The 21,387-nt window shown below is 65.1% G+C and carries 20 protein-coding genes and 1 pseudogene; 12 read left to right on the plus strand and 9 right to left on the minus strand.

Annotated features, from left to right (window positions below; translation table 11 throughout):
- Window positions 1–116 precede the first annotated feature (116 nt).
- Together ffh and thiS are read right to left on the minus strand one after the other, a co-directional pair.
- Complete coding sequence (ffh, locus tag F4U95_RS05535; protein WP_150424898.1) at window positions 117–1,592, minus strand: signal recognition particle protein; 1,476 nt, start codon at window positions 1,590–1,592, stop codon at window positions 117–119.
- 537 nt (window positions 1,593–2,129) lie between these two features.
- Window positions 2,130–3,131 carry a sulfur carrier protein ThiS gene (thiS, locus tag F4U95_RS05540; protein ID WP_150424899.1) on the minus strand — a complete coding sequence of 334 codons (1,002 nt, stop codon included), beginning with the start codon at window positions 3,129–3,131 and terminating at the stop codon, window positions 2,130–2,132.
- Window positions 3,132–3,241: 110 nt separating this feature from the next.
- Between thiS and aroQ the strand changes: the two genes are divergently transcribed.
- The 5 genes from aroQ to F4U95_RS05565 all read left to right on the plus strand — a co-directional run bounded on the left by aroQ (window position 3,242) and on the right by F4U95_RS05565 (window position 6,805).
- Window positions 3,242–3,682 (plus strand): type II 3-dehydroquinate dehydratase, encoded by a 441-nt coding sequence (aroQ, locus tag F4U95_RS05545; protein WP_120249233.1) that lies wholly within the window; start codon window positions 3,242–3,244, stop codon window positions 3,680–3,682.
- Between the two features lie 93 nt (window positions 3,683–3,775).
- On the plus strand, window positions 3,776–4,261 hold the full coding sequence (gene accB / locus F4U95_RS05550) for an acetyl-CoA carboxylase biotin carboxyl carrier protein (RefSeq protein ID WP_120249232.1): 486 nt from the start codon (window positions 3,776–3,778) through the stop codon (window positions 4,259–4,261).
- A 15-nt stretch (window positions 4,262–4,276) separates the two neighbouring features.
- Window positions 4,277–5,629, plus strand: a complete 1,353-nt coding sequence (gene accC, locus F4U95_RS05555; protein ID WP_120249231.1) for an acetyl-CoA carboxylase biotin carboxylase subunit — start codon at window positions 4,277–4,279, stop codon at window positions 5,627–5,629.
- A complete protein-coding gene (locus tag F4U95_RS05560; protein ID WP_150424900.1) occupies window positions 5,626–5,970 on the plus strand; it encodes an arsenate reductase family protein in 345 nt (114 codons plus the stop codon). Before accC ends, F4U95_RS05560 begins: the two co-directional genes overlap by 4 nt.
- An 85-nt stretch (window positions 5,971–6,055) precedes the next feature.
- Window positions 6,056–6,805, plus strand: a complete 750-nt coding sequence (locus tag F4U95_RS05565; RefSeq protein WP_150424901.1) for a ParA family protein — start codon at window positions 6,056–6,058, stop codon at window positions 6,803–6,805.
- Between the two features lie 2 nt (window positions 6,806–6,807).
- On the opposite strand, the gene F4U95_RS05570 is transcribed toward F4U95_RS05565, so the two are convergent.
- Complete coding sequence (locus tag F4U95_RS05570) at window positions 6,808–9,093, minus strand: putative bifunctional diguanylate cyclase/phosphodiesterase (RefSeq protein ID WP_150425039.1); 2,286 nt, start codon at window positions 9,091–9,093, stop codon at window positions 6,808–6,810.
- Between the two features lie 113 nt (window positions 9,094–9,206).
- Window positions 9,207–10,928 carry a fatty acyl-AMP ligase gene (locus F4U95_RS05575; protein ID WP_120249228.1) on the minus strand — a complete coding sequence of 574 codons (1,722 nt, stop codon included), beginning with the start codon at window positions 10,926–10,928 and terminating at the stop codon, window positions 9,207–9,209.
- 187 nt (window positions 10,929–11,115) lie between these two features.
- Between F4U95_RS05575 and F4U95_RS05580 the strand changes: the two genes are divergently transcribed.
- Window positions 11,116–11,637: a regulatory protein RecX gene (locus tag F4U95_RS05580; protein ID WP_120249227.1), complete on the plus strand. Its 522-nt coding sequence runs from the start codon at window positions 11,116–11,118 to the stop codon at window positions 11,635–11,637.
- 214 nt (window positions 11,638–11,851) lie between these two features.
- Here F4U95_RS05580 and F4U95_RS05585 read toward each other — a convergent pair whose 3' ends face one another.
- Window positions 11,852–12,151 carry a terminase small subunit gene (locus F4U95_RS05585; RefSeq protein ID WP_150425040.1) on the minus strand — a complete coding sequence of 100 codons (300 nt, stop codon included), beginning with the start codon at window positions 12,149–12,151 and terminating at the stop codon, window positions 11,852–11,854.
- Window positions 12,152–12,289: 138 nt separating this feature from the next.
- Here F4U95_RS05585 and F4U95_RS05590 point away from each other — a divergent pair, with 138 nt between their 5' ends.
- The 4 genes and pseudogenes from F4U95_RS05590 to F4U95_RS25080 all read left to right on the plus strand — a co-directional run.
- Window positions 12,290–12,631: an endonuclease domain-containing protein gene (locus F4U95_RS05590; protein WP_150424902.1), complete on the plus strand. Its 342-nt coding sequence runs from the start codon at window positions 12,290–12,292 to the stop codon at window positions 12,629–12,631.
- A gap of 185 nt (window positions 12,632–12,816) precedes the next feature.
- Window positions 12,817–13,362, plus strand: a complete 546-nt coding sequence (locus F4U95_RS05595; RefSeq protein WP_150424903.1) for a DUF192 domain-containing protein — start codon at window positions 12,817–12,819, stop codon at window positions 13,360–13,362.
- A 57-nt stretch (window positions 13,363–13,419) separates the two neighbouring features.
- Entirely contained in the window at window positions 13,420–13,818 is a 399-nt protein-coding gene (locus F4U95_RS05600; RefSeq protein ID WP_120249224.1) for an NADH:ubiquinone oxidoreductase subunit NDUFA12, read from the plus strand.
- A 245-nt stretch (window positions 13,819–14,063) separates the two neighbouring features.
- Window positions 14,064–14,234, plus strand: a pseudogene (locus tag F4U95_RS25080) (DUF2155 domain-containing protein); the annotation flags it as partial.
- A gap of 35 nt (window positions 14,235–14,269) precedes the next feature.
- Here the strand turns inward: F4U95_RS25080 and aat are convergent.
- Window positions 14,270–15,010 (minus strand): leucyl/phenylalanyl-tRNA--protein transferase, encoded by a 741-nt coding sequence (gene aat / locus F4U95_RS05610; protein ID WP_150424904.1) that lies wholly within the window; start codon window positions 15,008–15,010, stop codon window positions 14,270–14,272.
- 101 nt (window positions 15,011–15,111) lie between these two features.
- Between aat and F4U95_RS05615 the strand changes: the two genes are divergently transcribed.
- Window positions 15,112–16,377, plus strand: a complete 1,266-nt coding sequence (locus F4U95_RS05615) for a dipeptidase (protein WP_150424905.1) — start codon at window positions 15,112–15,114, stop codon at window positions 16,375–16,377.
- 247 nt (window positions 16,378–16,624) lie between these two features.
- On the opposite strand, the gene F4U95_RS05620 is transcribed toward F4U95_RS05615, so the two are convergent.
- The gene (locus F4U95_RS05620; protein ID WP_150425041.1) at window positions 16,625–17,677 is read right to left on the minus strand and encodes a S66 peptidase family protein; all 1,053 of its coding nucleotides are present in this window, start codon (window positions 17,675–17,677) and stop codon (window positions 16,625–16,627) included.
- Between the two features lie 78 nt (window positions 17,678–17,755).
- Here F4U95_RS05620 and dapE point away from each other — a divergent pair, with 78 nt between their 5' ends.
- On the plus strand, window positions 17,756–18,895 hold the full coding sequence (gene dapE / locus F4U95_RS05625) for a succinyl-diaminopimelate desuccinylase (protein ID WP_150424906.1): 1,140 nt from the start codon (window positions 17,756–17,758) through the stop codon (window positions 18,893–18,895).
- A gap of 147 nt (window positions 18,896–19,042) precedes the next feature.
- Here dapE and F4U95_RS05630 read toward each other — a convergent pair whose 3' ends face one another.
- Window positions 19,043–20,725, minus strand: coding sequence for a putative bifunctional diguanylate cyclase/phosphodiesterase (locus tag F4U95_RS05630; protein WP_150424907.1), 1,683 nt, complete (start codon window positions 20,723–20,725; stop codon window positions 19,043–19,045).
- 95 nt (window positions 20,726–20,820) lie between these two features.
- Entirely contained in the window at window positions 20,821–21,384 is a 564-nt protein-coding gene (locus tag F4U95_RS05635; protein ID WP_150424908.1) for a Smr/MutS family protein, read from the minus strand.
- Window positions 21,385–21,387 lie beyond the last annotated feature (3 nt).

Raw genomic sequence — 21,387 nt, forward strand, 5'->3', positions numbered from 1 at the left:
AACTAAACCTTTCTAACTCAACTGCTCTTTAGGATTGCCATCCCAGCGATAGCTGGCGCCTCTCTTGCCTTTCAGGGACAGTGAGGCCCCAGCTTTCGCTGGGATGACGGGTTACTTCACTTCTTCATGAAATTCTGAAAGCCGGGCGGCAGCTTGGGCATATTGCCACCCAATCCGCCCAGGCCACCCAGACCCGACAGGTCGGGCGCGCCACCCGCGCCGCCATCGGGACCACCAAGGCCTCCCATGCCGCCGCCGGTGAACATCTTGGCCAGCCCTTTGAGGCCGCCCATCTTGCGGATCTTCTTCATCGCGCCTTCCATTTCCTGATGCATTTTCAGGAGGCGGTTGACGTCCTGCACGGTGCGGCCGGCGCCCTTGGCGATACGGATCTTGCGCTTGGCGTTGATCAAAGCGGGCTTTTCCCGCTCCTTGGGCGTCATCGAACCGATCATCGCGTCCAGATGGATCAGCGTCTTGTCGTTCGCGCCGCTATTGGCCATCGCCGCCTGCGCTTTCTTGAGGCCGGGCAGCATGCCCGCCAGCGCGCCAAGGCCACCCATGCGACGCATCTGGTTCAGCTGGCTGCGCAGGTCGTTCATGTCGAACTGACCCTTGGCCATCTTCTTGGCCAGCTTGTCGGCTTCTTCCGCGTCGATCGTCTCGGCGGCGCGTTCGACCAGCGACACGACGTCGCCCATGCCCAGGATGCGCTGCGCCACGCGGGCCGGATGGAAAGGCTCCAGCGCGTCCAGCTTTTCGCCCGTGCCGGCGAACTTGATCGGACGGCCGGTAACGGCCCGCATCGACAGCGCCGCACCACCGCGCGCATCGCCGTCCATACGGGTCAGCACCACGCCGGTCAGCGGCACTTGGCTCGTAAAGCTGGTCGCGACATTCACCGCGTCCTGCCCGGTCAGCGAATCGACCACCAGCAGGATTTCGGCGGGATTGGTGACGTCGGCCACCGCCTTCATCTCGTCCATCAGCGCCTGATCGACATGCAGGCGCCCTGCGGTATCGAGCATGACCACGTCGAAGCCCTGAAGCTTCGCCGCCTGCAACGCGCGCTTGGCGATATCGACCGGCTGTTGCCCGGCAACGATCGGCAGGGTCGCGACGTCGGTCTGCGTACCCAGCACCGCCAGCTGTTCCTGCGCGGCCGGACGCTGGACGTCGAGCGACGCCATCAGCACCTTCTTGCGCTCTTTTTCCTTCAGCCGCTTGGCGATCTTCGCCGTGCTGGTCGTCTTGCCCGAACCCTGAAGGCCGACCATCATGATGACGGCGGGCGGCGCCACGTCGATCATCAGGTCGCTGGTTTCGGACCCCAGCGTCTCGGTCAGCGTGTCGGATACGATCTTGACGACCATCTGGCCGGGCGTGACCGAGCGCAGCACATCGCTGCCGACGGCCTTTTCAGTCGCCTGATCGACGAACTGGCGCACCACGGGCAGCGCGACGTCGGCTTCCAGAAGCGCGATTCGCACCTCGCGCATCGCGGCGCGGACATCGTCCTCCGTAAGCGCACCGCGCCCACGCAGCTTGTCGAATACCCCACTGAGACGATCGCTTAGCGAATCGAACATCATCACCTCATTTGGACCGAAAGGCCCGGAAAACCATGCTCACCCATCAAACGACAAAATCGCCGGCGGGCGAAACCTCGCCGGCCAGCGTCCATCCGATGCCCCATGCGGGCGCCCTGGAGTCGTCAGAGTACGGACGGCGGACCGACCGATTGCAGAGGCGCCTTTACGGGAAAGCCGATCAAAGCGCAAGCGACCCTTGAAAAGCCGCCAATCGCCTCGACCACAAACCGCTTTCCTACCCGGCCGGCCTTCGATCTAACCTGCGGAATGGAACCGCCGCCTGCCACCCTGCCCCCAGCCCCTCGCTCTCGCGCAAACGCCAAAATGCGCCTGTCGAGCGATCATCCAGTACACGCCACCTCTAGCGCGCGTCCGCGTCGCCCCGATGGCGCACCAATGACGCGCACATGTGACCCAACCGCCGCGCGCGTGACGCGGCACAGGCGCTTCGCGAAAGCCTCGCGAGCGCGTCCGGCCCGAATAGGCCGACGACACTGTGAACTTCGCCCTGTCGCGCGACTGTCGCGTCGCGCCGGCTCAGATCAGCCCGGCCAGCGGACTCGACGGATCGGCATAGAGTCGCTTGCCCATGCGCCCGGCGCGATAGGCCATGCGGCCCGCCTCCACGCCCGCCTTCATCGCGGCGGCCATCAGGATCGGGTCTTTCGCCTCGGCGATCGCGGTGTTCATCAACACGCCGGCGCAGCCCAGCTCCATCGCCACGGTCGCTTCCGACGCCGTGCCCACACCCGCATCGACCAGCACCGGCAACTTGGTGCCCTCCACGATCAGGCGGATCGTCACCTTGTTCTGGATGCCCAGGCCCGACCCGATCGGCGCGCCCAGCGGCATGATCGCCACCGCGCCGACATCCTCCAGCCGCTTCGCCGCGATCGGATCGTCCACGCAATAGACCATCGGCTTGAAGCCTTCCTTGGCCAGCACTTCGGTCGCGCGCAGCGTTTCCACCATATCGGGATAGAGCGTACGCGCCTCGCCCAGCACCTCCAGCTTCACCAGATCCCAGCCGCCCGCTTCCCGCGCCAGCCGCAGAGTGCGGATCGCATCCTCGCCTGTGAAGCAGCCCGCCGTATTGGGCAGATAGGTGATCTTTTTCGGATCGATAAAGTCGGTCAGCATCGGCGCCTTGGGGTCGCTCACATTGACCCGGCGCACCGCCACGGTCACGATCTCCGCGCCCGAAGCGGCCACCGCCGCCGCATTCTGCTCGAAACTCTTATATTTGCCGGTGCCGACGAGCAGGCGCGACCGAAACGTCTTGCCCGCCACGCTCCAACTATCGTCAACGACTGCGGCGACATCGCCACCACCAACAAAATGCACGATCTCCAATTCGTCCCCATCCTCGACCTTGACCTGCGCGAGGGTCGAACGCGGCACGACCTCCAGATTGCGCTCCACCGCCACCTTTTCCGGCACGAATCCCAGTTCGCTCGCAAGGTCCGCCAGCGTCAGCCCGTCGCGGATGCGGCGATGCTCGCCATTGATGTGGATGGAAATGGTGCCGTCTATGCTCACTGCGCTGTCCCGGACAAGAAGGAGTCTCGACTAGGCGAGACGGGAAGGGCTAAGGATTGTGCGCATATAGGGGCGGCCTTGCCCGCCAAGCAACATCAGAAGGGTTCGCCATGGCCGACACGCGCAAAATCTACGTTCTCAATGGCCCCAACCTCAATATGCTGGGCACGCGCGAGCCGGAAATCTATGGCTACGACACGCTGGACGACATTGCCGAACGCATGGAGGATGTCGCCGGCCGCGCCCATGTGGAGATCGTCTTCCGCCAGTCGAACCATGAAGGCTACCTGGTCGACTGGTTGCAGGAAGCCCATGCGGAGGGCGCCCATGCCGTCATCATCAATCCCGGCGCCTACACCCACACGTCGATCGCGCTGCACGACGCGATCAAAGGCATCACCGTGCCCGTTATCGAAATCCACCTCTCCAACCCGCACAAGCGCGAGCCTTTCCGCCATAAAAGCTATGTCGGCATGGCGGCCAAGGGCACCATCGCGGGCTTTGGCCCCATGTCCTACATGCTGGCGTTGGAAGCCGCGCTGGAACTGTAACGCCTTACGTTTTGGCGCACGAAAGTTGCGCTTTGCCGTAAATGCGCATAGGCGCGGGCACCAGAAACGATATTCACCGGCCAGGGACTTCACATGACCGACAAACAAGAAAAGGGCGCAATGCAGGTGGACGTACAGTTGGTGCGCGATCTCGCTGCGCTGCTGGACGACACCAACCTCACCGAGATTGAGGTTGAGGATGGCGATCGCAAGATCCGCGTCGCTCGCAAGGCCGCATCGGCCGCTGCGCCCGTCTATGCCGCCGCGCCGGCCGCCGCCCCCGTTGCCGCTGCACCTGTCGCGGCCCCCGTCGCTGCACCTGCTGGCGAAGCTGCTCTGCCGTCGGGCACGGTGGTCAAGTCGCCGATCGTGGGCACCGCCTATCTGTCGGCCGAACCCGGCTCCGCTCCCTTCGCCCGCGTGGGTGCGCAGGTCGCCGCCGGCGAAACCATCCTGATCGTCGAAGCCATGAAGGTCATGAACGCGATCGCCGCGCCCGTCGCCGGTACGGTCAAGGCCGTACTGGTCGATAACGGTCAGCCGGTCGAATATGACCAGCCGCTGATCGTCATCGAATAAGGCCCGCACAAGCTTATGGCCATCGAGAAACTGCTGATCGCCAACCGTGGCGAGATCGCGCTTCGCATCCACCGTGCCTGCCATGAAATGGGCATCAAGACCGTCGCGGTGCACTCCACCGCCGACGCCGATGCCATGCATGTGCGCCTGGCCGACGAAGCCATCTGCATCGGGCCGCCCGCGGCCAAGGACAGCTATCTGAACATCGCCGCCATCATTTCGGCAGCGGAAATCAGCGGCGCGGACGCGATCCATCCCGGTTACGGCTTCCTGTCGGAAAACGCCAAGTTCGCCGAGATCGTCGAAGCGCACGGCCTCGCCTTCGTCGGTCCCAAGCCCGAACATATCCGCACCATGGGCGACAAGATCGAAGCCAAGCGCACCGCCGGTGCGCTGGGCCTGCCGCTCGTCCCCGGTTCGGACGGCGCGGTCAGCGATGTGGAAGAAGCCAAGGCGATTGCCGAAGCCGCCGGCTATCCGGTGATCATCAAGGCCGCATCGGGCGGCGGCGGTCGCGGCATGAAGGTGTGCACCTCGCCCGACAGCCTCGAAACGCTGATGCAGCAGGCCGGTTCGGAAGCGAAGGCCGCCTTTGGCGACGCGACCGTCTATATCGAAAAATATCTGGGCAACCCGCGCCACATCGAAATTCAGGTGTTCGGCGACGGCAATGGCAATGCCATCCATCTGGGCGAACGCGACTGCTCGCTCCAGCGCCGTCACCAGAAGGTGCTGGAAGAAGCCCCCTCGCCCGTCCTGTCGCAGGCCGAGCGGGAACGCATCGGCGGCATCTGTGCCAAGGCCATGGCCGACATGGCCTATCGCGGCGCCGGCACGATCGAATTCCTGTGGGAAAATGGCGAATTCTACTTCATCGAGATGAATACCCGCCTTCAGGTGGAACATCCGGTGACGGAAATGATCACCGGCCTCGATCTGGTGCGCGAACAGATCCGCGTCGCCGAAGGCAAGCCGCTGTCGGTCACGCAGGACGATATCCGCTTCACCGGCCATGCGATCGAATGCCGCATCAATGCGGAAGATCCCAAGACCTTCGCGCCCTCGCCGGGCACCGTGACCAGCTATCATGTTCCCGGCGGCATGCACGTCCGCGTCGATAGCGGCCTGTATCAGGGTTATAAGGTACCACCTTATTACGATTCCATGATCGGCAAGCTGATCGTCTATGGCCGCACCCGCGAAGGTGCGATCATGCGTCTGCGCCGCGCGCTGGAGGAATATGTGATCGAAGGGATGAAGACCACCATCCCGCTGCATCAGGCCCTGCTGCGCGATCCGGAATTTCTGGACGGCAACTATACCATCAAGTGGCTGGAAGAATGGCTCGCCCGTGAGGATGGCCAGTGAAGGCCACCATCTGGCATAATCCCAAATGCGGCACGTCGCGCAAGACGCTGGCGATCCTTGAGGAAACGCCGGGCGTCGAGGTGGAGGTGGTCGAATATCTCAAGACCCCCTTCACCCGCGACAAACTGGTCCAGCTGTTCGCCGACGCCGGGCTGACCCCGGCCGAAGCGATCCGCAAGATGGGCACCGATGCCGAAGAACGCGGCCTGCCCGACATGGATGGCGACGCGATCCTGAACGAAATGGCGGCCAACCCCGCCTATGTGAACCGCCCCTTCGTCGAAACGGAAAAGGGCGTCCGCTTCTGCCGCCCGCAGGACAAGGTTCTGGAAATCCTGTGATTATCCAGCCCCTTGTCACGCAACCGTAACAAGGGACTGATTTGAGTCCTTGCTTTGATGGTGGGAAGCCGTAGCTTCCCCATTCATGGCAAAGGAACCGGTATTGGCGACCATCGCCGTCTACAGCCTCAAGGGCGGCGTGGGGAAAACCACCTTCGCGATCAACCTGGCCTGGGCTTCGGCCTGCATCTCGAAGCGGCGTACGCTGCTCTGGGATCTGGATCCGCAGGCGGCGTCCAGCTGGCTCCTGTCGACCGACACGGAAAGCCGCGATGCGGCGCAGGCGATCTTCAGCAAGGATGTGGACGTCCGCAAGCTGATCCAGCCATCGACCGTGCCGGGGCTCGACCTGATCGCTGCCGACACCTCGCTGCGCAGCCTCGACCATCTGTTCCGCGAAATGGACAAGAAGAAGCGGCTGGCCAAGCTGATCGAAAGCCTGGGCCGCGATTATGACCGCATCATCCTCGACTGCCCGCCCGGCCTGACCGAAACCAGCGAGCAGGTGCTCCGCGCCGCCGACCTGATCGTCATCCCGGTCATCCCGTCCCCCCTGTCGCAACGCGCCATGGGCGAAGTCGCCCGCTATCTGGTGCAGCGCGGCGGCAATCATGCGCCGATCCTGCCGGTCTATTCCATGGTCGATCGCCGCCGCAGCCTGCATCGCACGGCGCTGGAAAGCCAGTCGGGCTGGCCCGCCATTCCGATGTCCAGCACGATCGAACAGATGACGGTGCGCCGCAAGCCACTAGGCGTCTTCGCTCCGGCGTCGCCCCCGGCGCAGGCCTTCTCGACGCTATGGACTCAGGTGGAGCGGCTGCTGCTGGCGAAATAGGGTCAACCTATGGCGACGCGCTGCGGCGCAGGGAACAGCCGGGCCGCATCTTCGGGCAGCATCGGCCGGCCGAAATAATAGCCCTGCACCTTCTTGCAGCCCAATCGGCGGACCATCTGCAATTCCGCTTCAGTTTCCACGCCTTCGGCCGTCGTCGCCATGCCCAGGCTGTCCGCCAGCGTCACCACGGCGCGGATGATCGCCAGGCTTTCCGCAGTGTTCTTCGATGCGCCCACGACGAAGCTGCGGTCGATCTTGATCGTGTTGAAACGAGTCCGACTGAGATAGCCGAGCGAGCTGTAGCCCGTGCCGAAATCGTCGAGCGACAGTTGGATGCCAAGGCCCAGCAACTGATCCAGCACCTTGAGCGCGCCCGTATCCTCGCCCATGAAGACGCTTTCGGTGACTTCCAGCTCCAGCCGCCGCGCTTCCAGCCCGCTCTGCGCCAGCGCGGAGACGACGGCGGACACGAAACTGGGATGGGCCAATTGTTCGGCCGAGACGTTCACCGCGATCCGGACATCGTCCGGCCAGTTCGCCGCTTCCATGCAGGCTGTGCGCAACACCCATTCGCCGATCGGCCCGATCAGCCGCGCTTCCTCCGCCACCGGGATGAACTTGACCGGCGATATCGCGCCCAGCTGCGGATGGGTCCAGCGCACCAGCGCCTCAAAGCCCAGCACCACACCCTGATCGGCATCGACCACCGGCTGATAGAGGACATGCAACTGGTCCTTTTCCAATGCCTCGCGCAGCGCCAGTTCCAGCTGCCGCCGCTCTTCGGCTTGGGCATGAAGCTGCGGCTCATAGGCGCGATGCACGCCGCCACCGTCATCCTTGGCCCGATACAGCGCCAGGTCCGCGCTGCGAATCAGCGCCTCGGATTCGCGGCCGTCCATCGGTGACAAGGCCGATCCGACGGACGCCCCGACATGCAACATATGCTGGTCGACCTGATAAGGCGCCGAGAGGGCACCGATGATCGCCGACGCAAGCCGGGGCATGACGGCGCCGTCCGCGACATGCGGCAGGACGACGGCAAATTCGTCGCCGCCAAAGCGCCCGCAAAATTCGCCCGCATCGCAGACCTGCCGCAGGCGGCGCGCCACCTGGCTCAGCAACTTGTCGCCGATCTGGTGGCCCAGCGTATCGTTGATCGACTTGAACCGGTCGAGGTCGATCATCATGAAGCCGCAGCCGGGCGAACGGCCACGCGCCGTATCCATCGCCTGATCCAGCACTTCGCGCAGATGGCTGCGATTGGGCAGGCCGGTCAGCGGATCGAAGCGCGCCAGTTGCGCGATCTTGTCCGCCGATTCGCGCTGCGCCGTGACGTCGGAGCCGACGCCGCGAAAACCCTGGAACACGCCATTTTCGTCATGACGGGGTGACGCGGATAATTCCCACCAACGCCATTGTCCCTTGATCTCGACCGGCAGGACGAGGTTGCTGAAACTCTCGCGCCGCTTGAGATGGTCGGCCAGATTGTGCAGCCCTGCGGCGAAGCGGCCATTGTCCCAACCGCTGCCGGCGAGGATTTGTACCATCGACACGCCTTCCAGCTGCGCGGGTTCGACGCCCAGCGTTTCGGCGAAGCGGCTGGACACGCCGCTGATCCGCCGCAGCGTGTCGGTCTGCCACAACCAGTCGGACCCGCCGACCTCATATTCGCGCAGCAGCAGGCTCACCACCTCGCTCTTTTCGGCCAGTTGGGCCGTGGTGCTGTGCTGACGGGCGAAGGTGCGGGCGTAGATGAAGCAGCCGGCGAGCAGGGACAGGGCATAGCTGGTCGCGAGCGCGCGCAGCGGCAATTGTCCGTTATCGTCGAACATGAAGAAGAGGCCGACGATGCAGGGCAGGAGATAGGCGCTGGCGGCGAGCGGGGTCGCGGCATAGCTGATCGCGCCGCACACCATGACGCAGCTGACCAATGTCCATAGCGCGATCAATTCGGTCATCTGTCCGGATCGGCCGATGAGTGCCATGCAGCTGGCCCAGACCAGCCCCTGCAACAGCGCGCCCAGCCCATGGCGGCGCAGGTCCGAAGGCCCGTTCGCCCCGCCGCGATGGGTGCTGAGGCCGATGGCGGCGGCCGTGGCAACGATCAGCGCCGCGCTCCAGCCGGCAAGCAGCATAAGCGGGCAGCAATGCGAAAAAACCTGCCACAGGAAAAGCAGGCCGCACATGTTCATGCCATGGCGCAGGATGGCGACGCTGTCGGCGGACCGCAGCTGCGCCTCCAGCACGCGCATGCCGGTTTCGTCCGCCATCGATGACAGTCCCATCATCGCCCGAAGCGATGCCCGTTCCTGTCGACCCGGCTCTTCGCTCTGATCGATCTTGCTACCCACATGCCGGCGTTACCAGCCATGGGTTAGCAATCGGTAACCTTACCGGGCGTTTATGCCGCGATATCGTAAGGCCGGATTTCGCCGGTCAGATAGAGATTGCGCGCCTTCGACCGGCTGAGTTTACCCGAAGAGGTGCGCGGCAGGGTGCGCGGCGGCACCAGTTCCACGACGCAGTTCATGCCGGTGATGGCCCGAACCCGCTCGCGAATCTGGTCGCGCAGGCGCGAGCGTTCCTCATTGTCGGAGGTGCGGCAATGGACCAGCACGGCGGGCGCTTCCTCACCACCGGGCGTGGTGATGGCGAAGGCGGCGATGTCGCCCTGCTTGAAGCCGGGCAGCTGTTCAACCGCCCATTCGATATCCTGCGGCCAGTGATTCTTGCCGTTGATGATGATCATGTCCTTGGCGCGGCCGACAATGTAGAGATAGCCGTCGGACAGATAGCCCATGTCGCCGGTGTCGAGCCAACCGTCGGCCATGCAGGCGGCGGTCGCGGCATCGTCGCGGAAATAGCCGACCATGAGGCTCGGCCCGGTGGTCCACACCTTGCCGATCTGACGCTCGTTCATCAGGCCGCCGTCCTCGTCGCGGATTTCCACGACCATGTCCTTGGCCGGCTTGCCGCAATTGACGATGGAGCGGAAACGCTGCGGACGGCCCTCCGGCGCATCGCCGCCCGACAGGTCGGTTTCCTCGACCAGTTCGACGATGATGCCCTCACCCGGCGGCATGATGGTGACGGCCAGGGTCGCTTCGGCCAGACCGTAGCTGGGCAGGAACGCCTTGGGGCTGAAGCCTGCATCGGCGAAGGCGTCGACGAAGCTCTGCATCACGTCGGGGCGGATCATGTCCGCGCCGTTACCGGCCAGACGCCAGCGGGAGAGGTCAAAGCGGTCCTGCGCCTTGGTCTGGCTGGACATGCGGCGAGCGCAGATATCGTAGCCGAAGGTCGGCGAATAGCTGATCGAAGTGCCCTCGTTACGGCTGATGAGATCCAGCCAGGCGAGCGGGCGACGAGCGAAATCCTCCGTCTTCATGTAATCGGTCGATACCTGATTGGCGACCGGCGACAGGAAGCAGCCGACCAGACCCATGTCATGATACCAGGGCAACCAGCTGATGCAGCGATCGCTGTCCTGCACTTCCATGCCGTGGCTGTGCGCCGACAGGTTGGAGAGCAGCGCATGATGGGTGACGGCCACACCATGCGGGAAACGGGTCGAGCCGCTGCTATATTGCAGATAGGCGATTTCCTGCGGCTGCGCCTGCGGCAGATCGACGGGGATGGCTTCGCGCGCCAGAAAATCCTCGAACGCGATGCTTTCGACCGATTTCTGCCGGCCGGACTCGCCCGCCATCTCTTCCAGTTCCTTGGGGAAGAGGAACAGCATCGGGTCGCAGCTGGACAGCTGAACATTCAGCTGATCGATATAGCTTTCCTTGCCGCCGAAGCTGGTGGGCAGCGGCAGCGGCACCGGCCAGGCGCCGGCGTAAACGATGCCGAAGAAGAGCGTCGCGAAATCGGCGCCGGTTTCGGCGACCAGCGCGATGCGATCCTGCGGCTTGACGCCATGGGCGATCAGGCGATGGGCGCAGGCGATGGCGTCGGCACGCAGTTCATAGAAGGGATAGGGCCGGGCCAGATTGCCACGGGCGTCATGGAAATTCAGGCCGCGTTTGCCCAGCGCCGCATAGTCCAGCGCTTCGCCCAGCGTCTCGAAGTCCGAGAAGCGGCGTGGCAGATCATCAGTGGTCGGCGTTGGTGCCATCATCTCTTGCGAACCCGTCATATTGGTTTCACCCAATGTCTTAAAACTCATGAAAGCGGGGCCGCTAGCAGCTTTGGCCGCCGCTTGCACCGCCTATTCCATGCCAATCTCGCTTATTAGCCGACAAGGCACGGTGAAATTCCGGCCCGACTGTGGCATAAACATGGCGCATCGGTCATTAAGTGTCATCATGACCGGCAAACGCCTCCCCCCACCGCTGGATGAACAGGCGCTGCGCGACATGGCGCTGCGCCATGTCGCGCGTTTTGCGACCAGTCGGGGGAAGTTGCTGGCCTATCTGAAGCGCAAGATCAAGGAGCGCGGCTGGGGCGGCGAAGAGCCGGCCGATCCGGAGGGACTGGCCGATCGCTTCGTGGATCTGGGCTATATCGACGATGCCGGATTTGCCGTGATGAAGAGCGGGTCGCTCGGCCGGCGGGGCTATGGCGCGCGGCGGATCGACGAGGCGCTGCGTGCCGCCGGCATAGCGGAAGGCGACCGGGAGCAGGCGGACGCGAACACCGCATCGGAGGCGTGGAATGCGGCCGAGCGCTTCGCCCGGCGCAAGCGGGTCGGCCCTTATGCGACCGGGCCGCTCGATCCGAAGCAACGGGACAAGGCGATCGCGGCTTTCCTGCGGGCGGGCCATGATTATGCCATGGCGCGGCGCTGGGTGGATGCCGCGCCGGGCGAGGCATTGGCGGAGGAATAGGCCGGCAAGGTCATCATCGGGTCACTTGTGGGTCACTGCCAGGGCTGGCCGGCAAAGTTCACACCGTTCATATCCCGCGTTGACGGGCGAATGCGACAGCCGTGCGCCGCCGATGCACGCATGATGCGACGGCGGCGCGCCATAAGGGGCATGGGTGCGCGCCACTTGGGTCATGGGTGCGCTCGCCCTCCGCGACAGGGACGCGCCTGTCGGGTCACGCATGGGTCACGCCATGCTGGCGGGTTGGGTCGGTAAAGGGGGCGGCCAGACTTTGTGCGTGCAGCGCCAGCGCATGGCTCCATGTCCGGTCGAACACCGTGCCCGAAAGGCGCCGGCGCAGCCGATGCGCGCTGGCCGGCGACATGCCCACGGCGCGGGCCGCCTGCGTGACGTTGCCGGTGGCGAGCAGATGGGTGAGGAATCGGCGCTGCCGATCCGGCGTCCAGTGGGCGCGTTTGGCGGGGTTGGGAGACGCGGCGGGCGCGGGCGGATTGGGGGCGAAAGGCTGTTCCATCGACAAGGATAGAACAGACGAAATCCTATTTTGGAAGGGGAATTTGGAGGTGGATTGCAGCACGGCGGCTTCTTAGCCCTCTCCCGTTTTTCACGGGAGAGGGTTGGGTGAGGGTCTTTCTTTCTGTACGACGGAGCGATGCCGCCCGTCCGACGTCAGATCAGCCCACACGCGGCGCGACTGCGCCAAGACGCGACGGATGTCGAACAAAAATTCTGGGCCGCTCTTCGCAATCGCCAATTGGACGGTTTCAAATTCCGTCGTCAGACAACGATCGGTCCATTCATTGTCGATTTTCTATGTGTGGAGCGGCGGTTGATCGTCGAACTCGATGGTGGGCAGCACAACGAAGACAGGGATGTAGAGCGATCTACATGGCTGCTAGCTCAGGGCTATCGTCTTTTGCGTATCTGGAACCACGATGCGCTCGAAAATTTTGATGGCGCAATTGAGGCCATCCGTCTGGCGCTGATCCAGTAAGAAGACCCTCACCCTTCAAAGCAGTCACGTGCCTGCTTTGAACTCTCCCGCGAAGGCGGGAGAGGGCTTTGAAAACGTCCGCCGCTGCTCTTCACCAGCCTTTCCCTGATCGGGTCACATCCGTGCCATGTGCCGACGCATTACCCCCTCCCCTTGCGCGCCGAATCGCTTTAGGCATCGGTTCCATGATCCGCCTGTCCCCACTTTTGGCTTCTGCCCTCCTCTCCATCGGCCTGCTGGCCGGTTGTTCCAGTCCCAAGCCCGCTGCCGACAATGGGGCGCAGACGCAGGTGGTTAGTGAGAGCCTGCCCGTCGTCATCCGCACGGCCAAAGGCACGCATCGCTTCGATGTCGAGGTCGCCGCCACGCCGCAGGAGCAGGAAAAGGGGCTGATGTTCCGCAAGGCACTGGAGGCGGACAGCGGTATGCTCTTTCCTATGGACCCGCCGCGCACCGCGAGTTTCTGGATGAAGGATACGCTGATCCCGCTCGACATGCTGTTCATCCACACTGACGGGACGATCGCGTTTTTGAAGAGCGAGGCGCAACCCTATGCGCGCGAACCGGTTTCGGCGGGCGTGCCGGTGGCGGCGGTGCTGGAACTGCGCGGCGGGCGCGCGGCGGAACTGGGCATCGCCGAGGGCGACAGGGTCAGCTGGGGCAATTGCGCGATCGGTTCGCCCCGACCGGACGAAGCGTGGGACCGCCTGAGTTTCTGCCCGAAATCCTGATCGCCCCGGCACAAGCGCCCTTGCCAATGGCCTGTCATCGGGGCTAAGCGCTGGCGCATGGGAATCCTGGCTAACGTCTTCACCTGGTGGAATGGCGCCACCTTCGGCACCTGGCTCTTTACGGCTCGCAAGGGCACGAAAGTGGGCGAGGATCATCAGGGCAATATCTATTATGAAGGCGGCACCGACCCCAATGGCCTGACGCGCCGCTGGGTCATGTATAATGGCGCCAACGACGCCAGCCGCGTGCCGGCCGAATGGCATGGCTGGCTGCATCATTCGATCGAGGGTGCGCCCGAAAGCTTCCTGCCGCCGCCGCGCATCTGGGAAAAGGAATCGAGCGTCAACCTCACCGGCACCAGCAATGCCTATCGCCCGTCGGGTGCGCTCGAAAAGGGCGGCCTGCGCCAGAAGGCGACCGGCGATTATGAGGCGTGGAGCCCCGACGCGGCATGACCCGGCGTCCGGCGGGAAGCGTCCCGCCGATCCTCTACTCCTTGCCCCTGCTCTCCTGTGCCCTGGCGCTTGGCGCCTGCGGCAAGACCGATGTGCCGGCCGCCAACCAGAGCGGACCGGTCAAGGTGGAAAGCGCGCCGATCCGCGCCGCGACCAATGGCGCGGCGTCCGGCACCCCGATGGCGCAGCGCAGCGCCGTCATCGGCCTGCTCAACAAGCGCAACGGCCTGACCCGCGATCTGACCATGAAGCCGGGCGAAGCGCTGCGCGTGGGCGATGCGATCGTCCGCCTGCAGGCGTGCGAAACCAGCGCGCCATGGGAAAATGTGCAGGAAACCGGCGCCTTCGTGCAGCTGGACGTGCGCAGCAGCGCCGACGGAAAGTGGCGACGCAACTTTTCCGGCTGGCTGTTCCGCGAACGGCCCGACCGCAATGTCGTGCAGCACCCGATCTATGACGTGTGGGTCAGAAGCTGCACGATGGAATGGCCCGAAACCGGTCCCGACACGGTCAAGCTGGGCGCCGAGGGCAAGCCGGCCAGCGGCGCGAAGGCCCGTTCCGCCGCCGCGCCCGATCCCGAAGCGAGCACGGACGCGCCCGCCGCTGCGCCCAGCGCCACGCCGCCGGTCGCGCCCGCCAACAACTGAAGATAGTCGCGCTGGCTGATTTCGATCGCGCCCATGCTGCGCAGATGATCGGTCATGAACTGGCAGTCGAGCAGGGTGAAGCCGCCCGCCCGCAACCGCGCCACCAGCCAGGCGAGCGCCACTTTCGACGCATCGGTGCGGCGCGACACCATGGATTCGCCGAAGAAGGCCCGGCCGATCGCCACGCCATAGAGGCCGCCGACCAGTTCCTCCCCCTCCCACACCTCGATCGAATGGGCGAAGCCGGATTCGTGCAGCAGGCGATAGGCGCTTTCGATCTGATGGTTGATCCAGGTCGAGGGGCGATCCGGCGCGGCCTGCGCGCACAGCGCCAATATCTGCGGGAAGGCGCGGTTGGCGGTGACGGCGAATCGGTCGCGGCGGATGGTCTTGGCCAGCGAGTGCGACAGGTGGAAACCATCCAGCGGCAGGATCGCCCGCCTTTTGGGTTCGACCCAATAGACCTCATCCGCGTCGCGATCGTCCGCCATGGGGAATACGCCGATGGAATAGGCCTGCAACAGGACGAGCGGATCGATCATCATTCTGACGCCAAGGGTAGCAGACCGGGCGGCGGGGGAAAGCCCCGCCGTGCCAAGTCATTGCCGGATTGACACTTATCGTCTTGGCCCTAGCTTCCGCGCCCATGAAAACTCTTCCTTTGGCCCTGCTGCCCCTCCTCCTCGCCACCGCCGCTCATGCCGCGCCCGATCCTTATGCTGCGCGGGTGGCGAAGGTGCTGAAGGCCACGCCGCTGATCGACGGGCATAATGACTGGCCCGAAGCGCTGGCCGACAAGGTCAAGGAGCAGCGCTGGACGGTGCCGCTGAACCGGCTGGACCCGGCGACCTTCCACACCGATATCGAGCGGTTGCGCGCCGGTGGCGTGGGCGGGCAATTCTGGTCGGTCTGGGTGTCGGCCGACCTGCCCGAACTGCAACAGGTGAAGGATACGCTGGAGCAGATCGACCTGGCGCACAGTTTCGCGCGGCGTTACCCCAAGGACTTCGCCTTCGTGAACACGGCGGCGGAGCTGCGCGCGGCGCACAAGGCCGGGCGGGTCGCGTCGCTGCTGGGCGTGGAGGGCGGCGGCCAGATCGACGGCAGCCTGGCCGTGCTGCGCAGCTATCGCCAGCTGGGTGCATCCTATCTGACGCTGACGCACGCGCGCACCATCGCCTGGGCCGACAGCGCCACCGACAATCCGCAACATGACGGGCTGACCCCGTTCGGCGAAGCGGTGGTGCATGAGCTTAATCGGCTGGGCATGCTGGTGGACCTGAGCCATGTGAGCGAGGGCACGATGCTGGACGCGCTGCGCGTGACGAAGGCGCCGGTCATCTTCTCCCACTCCAGCGCGCGGGCGATCTGCAACACGCCGCGCAACGTGTCGGACGCGGTGCTGAAACAGGTCGCGGCCAATGGCGGCGTGGTGATGGTCAATTATGCGCCGCAATATGTGTCGGAAGCGCGCCGCATCTGGAGCGCGGCGCGCAGCGGCGAGATCGCGCGCTATAATGCGCCGCCGTTCAATGGCCTGTATATCGGCGATCCCGAGGGCGCGAAGAAGGCGCTGGCGGATTGGGAGAAGGCCAATCCCGAACCGGTCGTGACATTGTCGCAGGTCGCCGACCATATCGACCATATCGCCAAGGTGGCCGGCGTCGACCATGTCGGCATCGGCAGCGATTTCGATGGCGTGGGGTCATTGCCGCAGGGGCTGAGCGGGGTGCAGACCTATCCGGCTTTGCTGGCCGAACTGATGCGCCGGGGCTGGAGCGACGCGGATGTCGCCAAACTGGCCGGCGAAAATGTGCTGCGCGTGATGGCCGCAGCGGAGAAGGTCGCGGCGGGGATGGCGGGCGAGCCGGCCGGGAGTGGGACCGTGGCGGGGCTGGATGGGGTGAAATAGTCGGCTTTCGGTCGGGAGGCTGCCGGAAGCGGACCTTCCTTCTCTCCTTGAGGGAGAAGGATATGAAGCCTTACCGCGTAGCGGTTAGGCGCAGTTGGATGAGGGGGCTGGCGCAAGATTGGCGTACTATCGCAAGGTCGCTTCCCCCTCACCCAGCTCCGACTAGGCAGCAAGCTGCCAAGTCTGCGCAGCCCTCTCCCCCAAGGGGGAGAGGGATAAGGGAAGTCCGCTCTCTGCCCATCCCGCCCTAAACCACCGCGCTTTCCAGCAAGCGCACCGTCCCCGCCGTCGCGTCCATTTCGGCCGCTATGCCGATCGGCAGGCTATATTGGTTGGCGACGTGGCCGAATTGCGCGCCTTGAAAAGCGGGGATGCCGAGTGGCTCCAGATGCTGTTGCAGCACTTGCGACAAGGTGAAGCCGCCATAGCTGGGGCCGCCCGGTCCGCAATCACTGCATTGGCCGAAGATCACGCCCTTCACGCGGCCCAGCACCCCGGCCAGCGATAGCTGGGTCAGCATCCGGTCGATGCGATAGGGTTGTTCGCCCACATCCTCAATAAAGAGCAGCGCGCCGTCGAAATCGGGTAGCCAGGGCGTGCCCATCAACGCCGTCAATACGGTCAGATTGCCGCCGAGCAATCGCCCGCGCGCCACGCCGGGGCGGAAGGTGCGGATGCGGCCAGCGCGCTGCGCCAGTCGATCCTCATGCCCGACCGGATTGGCGAAGGTCGGCGTGGCGCCATCGAAGGCGACCGCGCGAAAGGCGTCCCAGCTATATTGGCCCCAGCTGCTCGCCGCATTGGGACCATGGATGGTGGTGAAGCCGGCCTTGGCGGCGAAGGCCAGATGCAGCGCGGTAATGTCCGAAAAGCCGACCAGCAGCTTGGGATTTTTGCGGATGGTGGCGAAGTCCAGCAGCGGCAGGATGCGCGCACAGCCCCAGCCGCCGCGTACCGCAAAGACCGCCCGAACCTCCGGATCGGCGAACATCGCATTGACGTCGGCCGCGCGATCCTTGTCGGTGCCGGCGAGATAGCCGTAGCGGCCCGCCAGATGCGGCGCGGCCTTGGACTTCAACCCCATGGCAGTGATCGTGTCCTTGACGAGGTCCAGGTCGAAATTGTCGTCGGTGAAGCCCGCCGGTTCGATCAGGCCGACCGTATCGCCCGCGCGCAGGCGGGGCGGCTTTACCCATGGCGTCGGCGCGGCCATCGCCGGCAGGCCCGCCAGCAGCGCGCCCATGCCCGCCCCGATACCCGCCAGCGCGCCGGCCATCATGTCCCGTCGATCGATCCGCATCATGGTCCCTTCTCTCGTCCCGTGGGCGCCAGCTTCGTGACACTGGCCAAGGCGCATGGCTTTCGCTAACGCGACAGGATGAGCATGACCAGCAGCAATGAAGATGTCGTGGCACTGGCCCAGCGCCTGCTGGCCTGCCCGTCCGTAACCCCTGCCACCGGCGAGGTGTTCGCCGCGTTGGAGGCGATGCTGGTGCCGCGCGGCTTTACCGTGGACCGGTTCATGGTGGGCGAAGCTCCCGACGGGCCGGTGGAAAATCTGCTGGCATGGCGCACGACGGGCGCTGGCCCGCATTTCGCCTTTGCCGGGCATCTGGACGTGGTGCCGCCGGGCGCGGGATGGACCAGCGACCCGTTCGCGCCGGAGATTCGCGGCGACCTGCTTTATGGTCGGGGCGCGGTGGACATGAAGGGGTCGATCGCGGCGTTCGTCGCGGCGCTGGACGCCCTGCCCGAGGATCTGCCCGGCACGATCAGCCTGATCATCACCGGGGATGAGGAAGGGCCGGCGGTTTACGGCACGCTGGCGCTGATGGACCGGATGAAGGCGCGCGACCTGCGCCCGGACCTGTGCCTGGTGGGCGAGCCGACATCGTCCGCCCGGCTGGGCGATGTGGTGAAGATCGGCCGGCGCGGGTCGGTGAATATGTGGATTCGCGCGGCGGGCGCGCAGGGCCATGTCGCCTACCCCCATCTGGCCGACAATCCGATCCCCAAGCTGGTGCGCATCCTGACGGCGATCGAGGCGGAGGTGCTGGACGCGGGGACCGACTGGTTCCAGCCCAGCAATATCGAGATTACCGACCTGGAAGTCGGCAATGTCGCGCATAATGTCATCCCCGGCGCGGCGACCGCGCGTATCTCCATCCGCTTCAACGACCAGCATACGGGCGCGTCGCTGATCGAGCGGATCAAGGCGATCGCGGCGACCGAAGGCGGCACGGTGGAAGCTAGGATCAGCGGCGAATCCTTCCTGACGGCGCCCGGTGCGTTCAGCGATCTGGTGAGCGGCGCGATCCGCGATGTGACCGGCGTGGAGACGGAATTGTCGACCACGGGCGGCACATCGGACGCGCGCTTCCTGTCGCGGATCTGCCCGGTGGTGGAGTTCGGGCTGAACAACGCGACCATGCACAAGCTGGATGAGGCGGTCGCGGTGCAGGATCTGCGGGATCTGACGCGGATTTATGCGCTGGTGGTGGAACGGGCGCTGGGGTGAGTGGAACGTTGAACGCCTCTCCCGCAGGCGGGAGGGGCGGCGAGACTTAGGCGCGCAGCGCGTTAGTCGCAGCGGGGTGGGCTTTCGCGACGTCCAGCCCACCCCCTAACCCCCTCCCGTAAACGGGAGGGGGAATAAGAGCATCCCCTACCCCACATCCCGAGCCATGGGCCGCGGCGGGGCGAATTGCGCCAGATAGGCCTGCTCGCCGGTCGGGCGCGCCAGATGATAGCCCTGGAACAGGGTGCAGCCGATGACGCGCAGCACGTCCATCTGCGCTTCGCTTTCGATCCCTTCGACCACCACTTCCATGCCCAGCCCCTGAATCAGGCCGACGACGGCGGAGCAGATGGTGCGGGCTTCGGCCGAGGTAGCGATGTCGCGGACCAAGCTGCGGTCGATCTTGACCCGATCGACCGGCAGTTCCTTCAACCGCGCGAGATTGGAATAGCCGGTGCCGAAATCGTCGATGGCGATGCGCACCCCGTCGCGGCGCAGCGCGCGCAGCTGCTCCAGCACGCGCGGTTCCATCTCCATCGCCAGCGATTCGGTGATCTCCAGCTCCAGCATGGAGGGCCGCGCGCCATGGGTGGCGATGGCGTGGCGCAGGCGCAGGAAAAAGTCGGCCTGCGCCAGTTCGCGGGTGGAAATGTTGATGGCGATGCGCTGATGAATGCCGGCCTGCATCCAGCGTGCCGCCGTCTGGCACACGCGGCCCATCACCCAGTCGCCCAGCGCGACGATGGAGCCGCTTTCCTCCGCGATCGGCACGAAGGCGCCGGGCATGACCAGCTCCCGTTCGGGATGCGCCCAGCGGACCAGCGCTTCGGCGGTGACGGCACGGCCGGTCGCCACATCGATCTGCGGCTGAAATTCCAGCAGAAATTCGTCCCGCTCCAGCCCGCGCAGCAGATCGCGCTCCAGCTCGGCGCGATCCTCCGCCTCCAGCGCCAGCGCGTCGGTGTAGATTTCCGCGCGGCCACGGCCCTGATGCTTGGCATGATACATGGCGATGTCCGCCGCACGCAGCAGGTCGGCGAGCGTGGCGCCATGGTCGGGATAGCAGGCGATGCCGATGGACGCGCCCAATTCCACATGCTGGCTGCCAAGGTCGAACCGTTCGCCCAGCGCAAACTGAATCGCGCGGGCGATGCGATGCGCCGCCGCCGGGCCGGACAGATGGGGGAAGAACATGGTGAATTCGTCGCCCGCAAGGCGCCCGATCACGGCATCGCCGCCACCGGTACTGACCTGCGCCATCACCACTTCGCGCAGGCGACCGGCGACGCGGGCGAGCAACTGGTCGCCCGCCGCATGGCCCAGCGTGTCGTTGACGCCCTTGAACCCGTCCAGGTCGATGAAGAAGAGAGTGGCGATGCCGTTATCGTCGCGTTCGGCGAGCAGACGTTCGACCTGCCGGCAAAAGCTGGTGCGGTTGGCGAGGCCGGTAATCTGGTCGAACAGGGCCAGCGTCTGGACATGGTCGAGATTGGTGCGCACCTGGCTGAACAGGCTTTCCATCGCAACCGACAGGTCGGGCAATTCCTGCCCGATCTCCGCCGGGACATGCGATTGCAGGTCGCCATGGGCGGCGGACAGCAGCCGCTCCGTGGCAGCGTCGATGGCGGTGGCGGTGGTGGCGATTGTGCGGCGCGCCGAGGCCCAGCTCATCGTGCCGCAGAGGATGGCGATGATGAGGGCACGGCCGACCTGAAGCAGATCATCCGCCTGCCCCGGCGTATAGCCGAGCACGAGCGACAGGATGAACACCAGCGCCCCCGCGGCGCAGGCGAAGGCAGCAGCGCGGCTTTTCAACGTCACGCCCTGCATGTGCCTCCCGCCCAATACCGTTCCGCAGAACCTCCGATCATTGGGATATGAAGGACAGTGGTTAAGAAAAGATCAGCGAGTCTGACAAAAATGGGTCATTTTTTGCGGCGCAATATCAAATAGATCGCGCCATCGCCGCCATGGCGCGGGTGGGCGATCCGGACGCTGGCGATGCGATCGGCATAGGGACTGGTTTCGAGCCAGTGGCCGATCTCCCCCCGGATGGCGCCGCGTCGCGACGCGCCGCCCGCACCGGCGCTTTTGGGCGGTTTGCCGGTCACGACCAGCAGCACGCGGATGTCGCGGGTCAGGGCCTGTGCTATCGCCTGATTAAGGCGCGCATGGGCCATCGACAGGGTGTGGCCATGCAGGTCGATGCTCATGTCCGGGCTGATCGTGCCGCTACGGATGCGCCGTTCCCAGCCGCTGTCCAGCACGGCGGCGGGGGTGCGGGCGGGCGGTGCGACGATCATCCGTGACGGCGGCGGCGTTAACCTTGTTTTGCCGGAGCCTTTCACGACCGGCAGGTCGATCAGCTCTTCCATACTGGGCGTGGCAGGCACGATGACCGCGCGCGCGGTGGGGCGGAGCGGCCTGACCGTCCGGGCGAGCGCGGTCCAGAGCGCTTGTTCATCATTGGACAGCCGCCGCCGGGCCATGGG

It is taken from the genome of Sphingobium limneticum (assembly GCF_008710165.1).
GTDB lineage: Bacteria > Pseudomonadota > Alphaproteobacteria > Sphingomonadales > Sphingomonadaceae > Sphingobium > Sphingobium limneticum.

Excerpts from the sequence above, each read along its gene's own strand:
- ffh (WP_150424898.1), bottom strand. The coding sequence starts at position 1,592 with ATGATGTTCGATTCGCTAAGCGATCGTCTCAGTGGGGTATTCGACAAG.
- aroQ (WP_120249233.1), top strand. The coding sequence starts at position 3,242 with ATGGCCGACACGCGCAAAATCTACGTTCTCAATGGCCCCAACCTCAAT.
- accB (WP_120249232.1), top strand. The coding sequence starts at position 3,776 with ATGACCGACAAACAAGAAAAGGGCGCAATGCAGGTGGACGTACAGTTG.
- accC (WP_120249231.1), top strand. The coding sequence starts at position 4,277 with ATGGCCATCGAGAAACTGCTGATCGCCAACCGTGGCGAGATCGCGCTT.
- F4U95_RS05565 (WP_150424901.1), top strand. The coding sequence starts at position 6,056 with ATGGCAAAGGAACCGGTATTGGCGACCATCGCCGTCTACAGCCTCAAG.
- F4U95_RS05570 (WP_150425039.1), bottom strand. The coding sequence starts at position 9,093 with ATGATGGGACTGTCATCGATGGCGGACGAAACCGGCATGCGCGTGCTG.
- F4U95_RS05575 (WP_120249228.1), bottom strand. The coding sequence starts at position 10,928 with ATGATGGCACCAACGCCGACCACTGATGATCTGCCACGCCGCTTCTCG.
- F4U95_RS05580 (WP_120249227.1), top strand. The coding sequence starts at position 11,116 with ATGACCGGCAAACGCCTCCCCCCACCGCTGGATGAACAGGCGCTGCGC.
- F4U95_RS05585 (WP_150425040.1), bottom strand. The coding sequence starts at position 12,151 with ATGGAACAGCCTTTCGCCCCCAATCCGCCCGCGCCCGCCGCGTCTCCC.
- F4U95_RS05590 (WP_150424902.1), top strand. The coding sequence starts at position 12,290 with ATGCCGCCCGTCCGACGTCAGATCAGCCCACACGCGGCGCGACTGCGC.
- F4U95_RS05595 (WP_150424903.1), top strand. The coding sequence starts at position 12,817 with ATGATCCGCCTGTCCCCACTTTTGGCTTCTGCCCTCCTCTCCATCGGC.
- F4U95_RS05600 (WP_120249224.1), top strand. The coding sequence starts at position 13,420 with ATGGGAATCCTGGCTAACGTCTTCACCTGGTGGAATGGCGCCACCTTC.
- aat (WP_150424904.1), bottom strand. The coding sequence starts at position 15,010 with ATGATGATCGATCCGCTCGTCCTGTTGCAGGCCTATTCCATCGGCGTA.
- F4U95_RS05615 (WP_150424905.1), top strand. The coding sequence starts at position 15,112 with ATGAAAACTCTTCCTTTGGCCCTGCTGCCCCTCCTCCTCGCCACCGCC.
- F4U95_RS05620 (WP_150425041.1), bottom strand. The coding sequence starts at position 17,677 with ATGCGGATCGATCGACGGGACATGATGGCCGGCGCGCTGGCGGGTATC.
- dapE (WP_150424906.1), top strand. The coding sequence starts at position 17,756 with ATGAGCATGACCAGCAGCAATGAAGATGTCGTGGCACTGGCCCAGCGC.
- F4U95_RS05630 (WP_150424907.1), bottom strand. The coding sequence starts at position 20,725 with ATGCAGGGCGTGACGTTGAAAAGCCGCGCTGCTGCCTTCGCCTGCGCC.
- F4U95_RS05635 (WP_150424908.1), bottom strand. The coding sequence starts at position 21,384 with ATGGCCCGGCGGCGGCTGTCCAATGATGAACAAGCGCTCTGGACCGCG.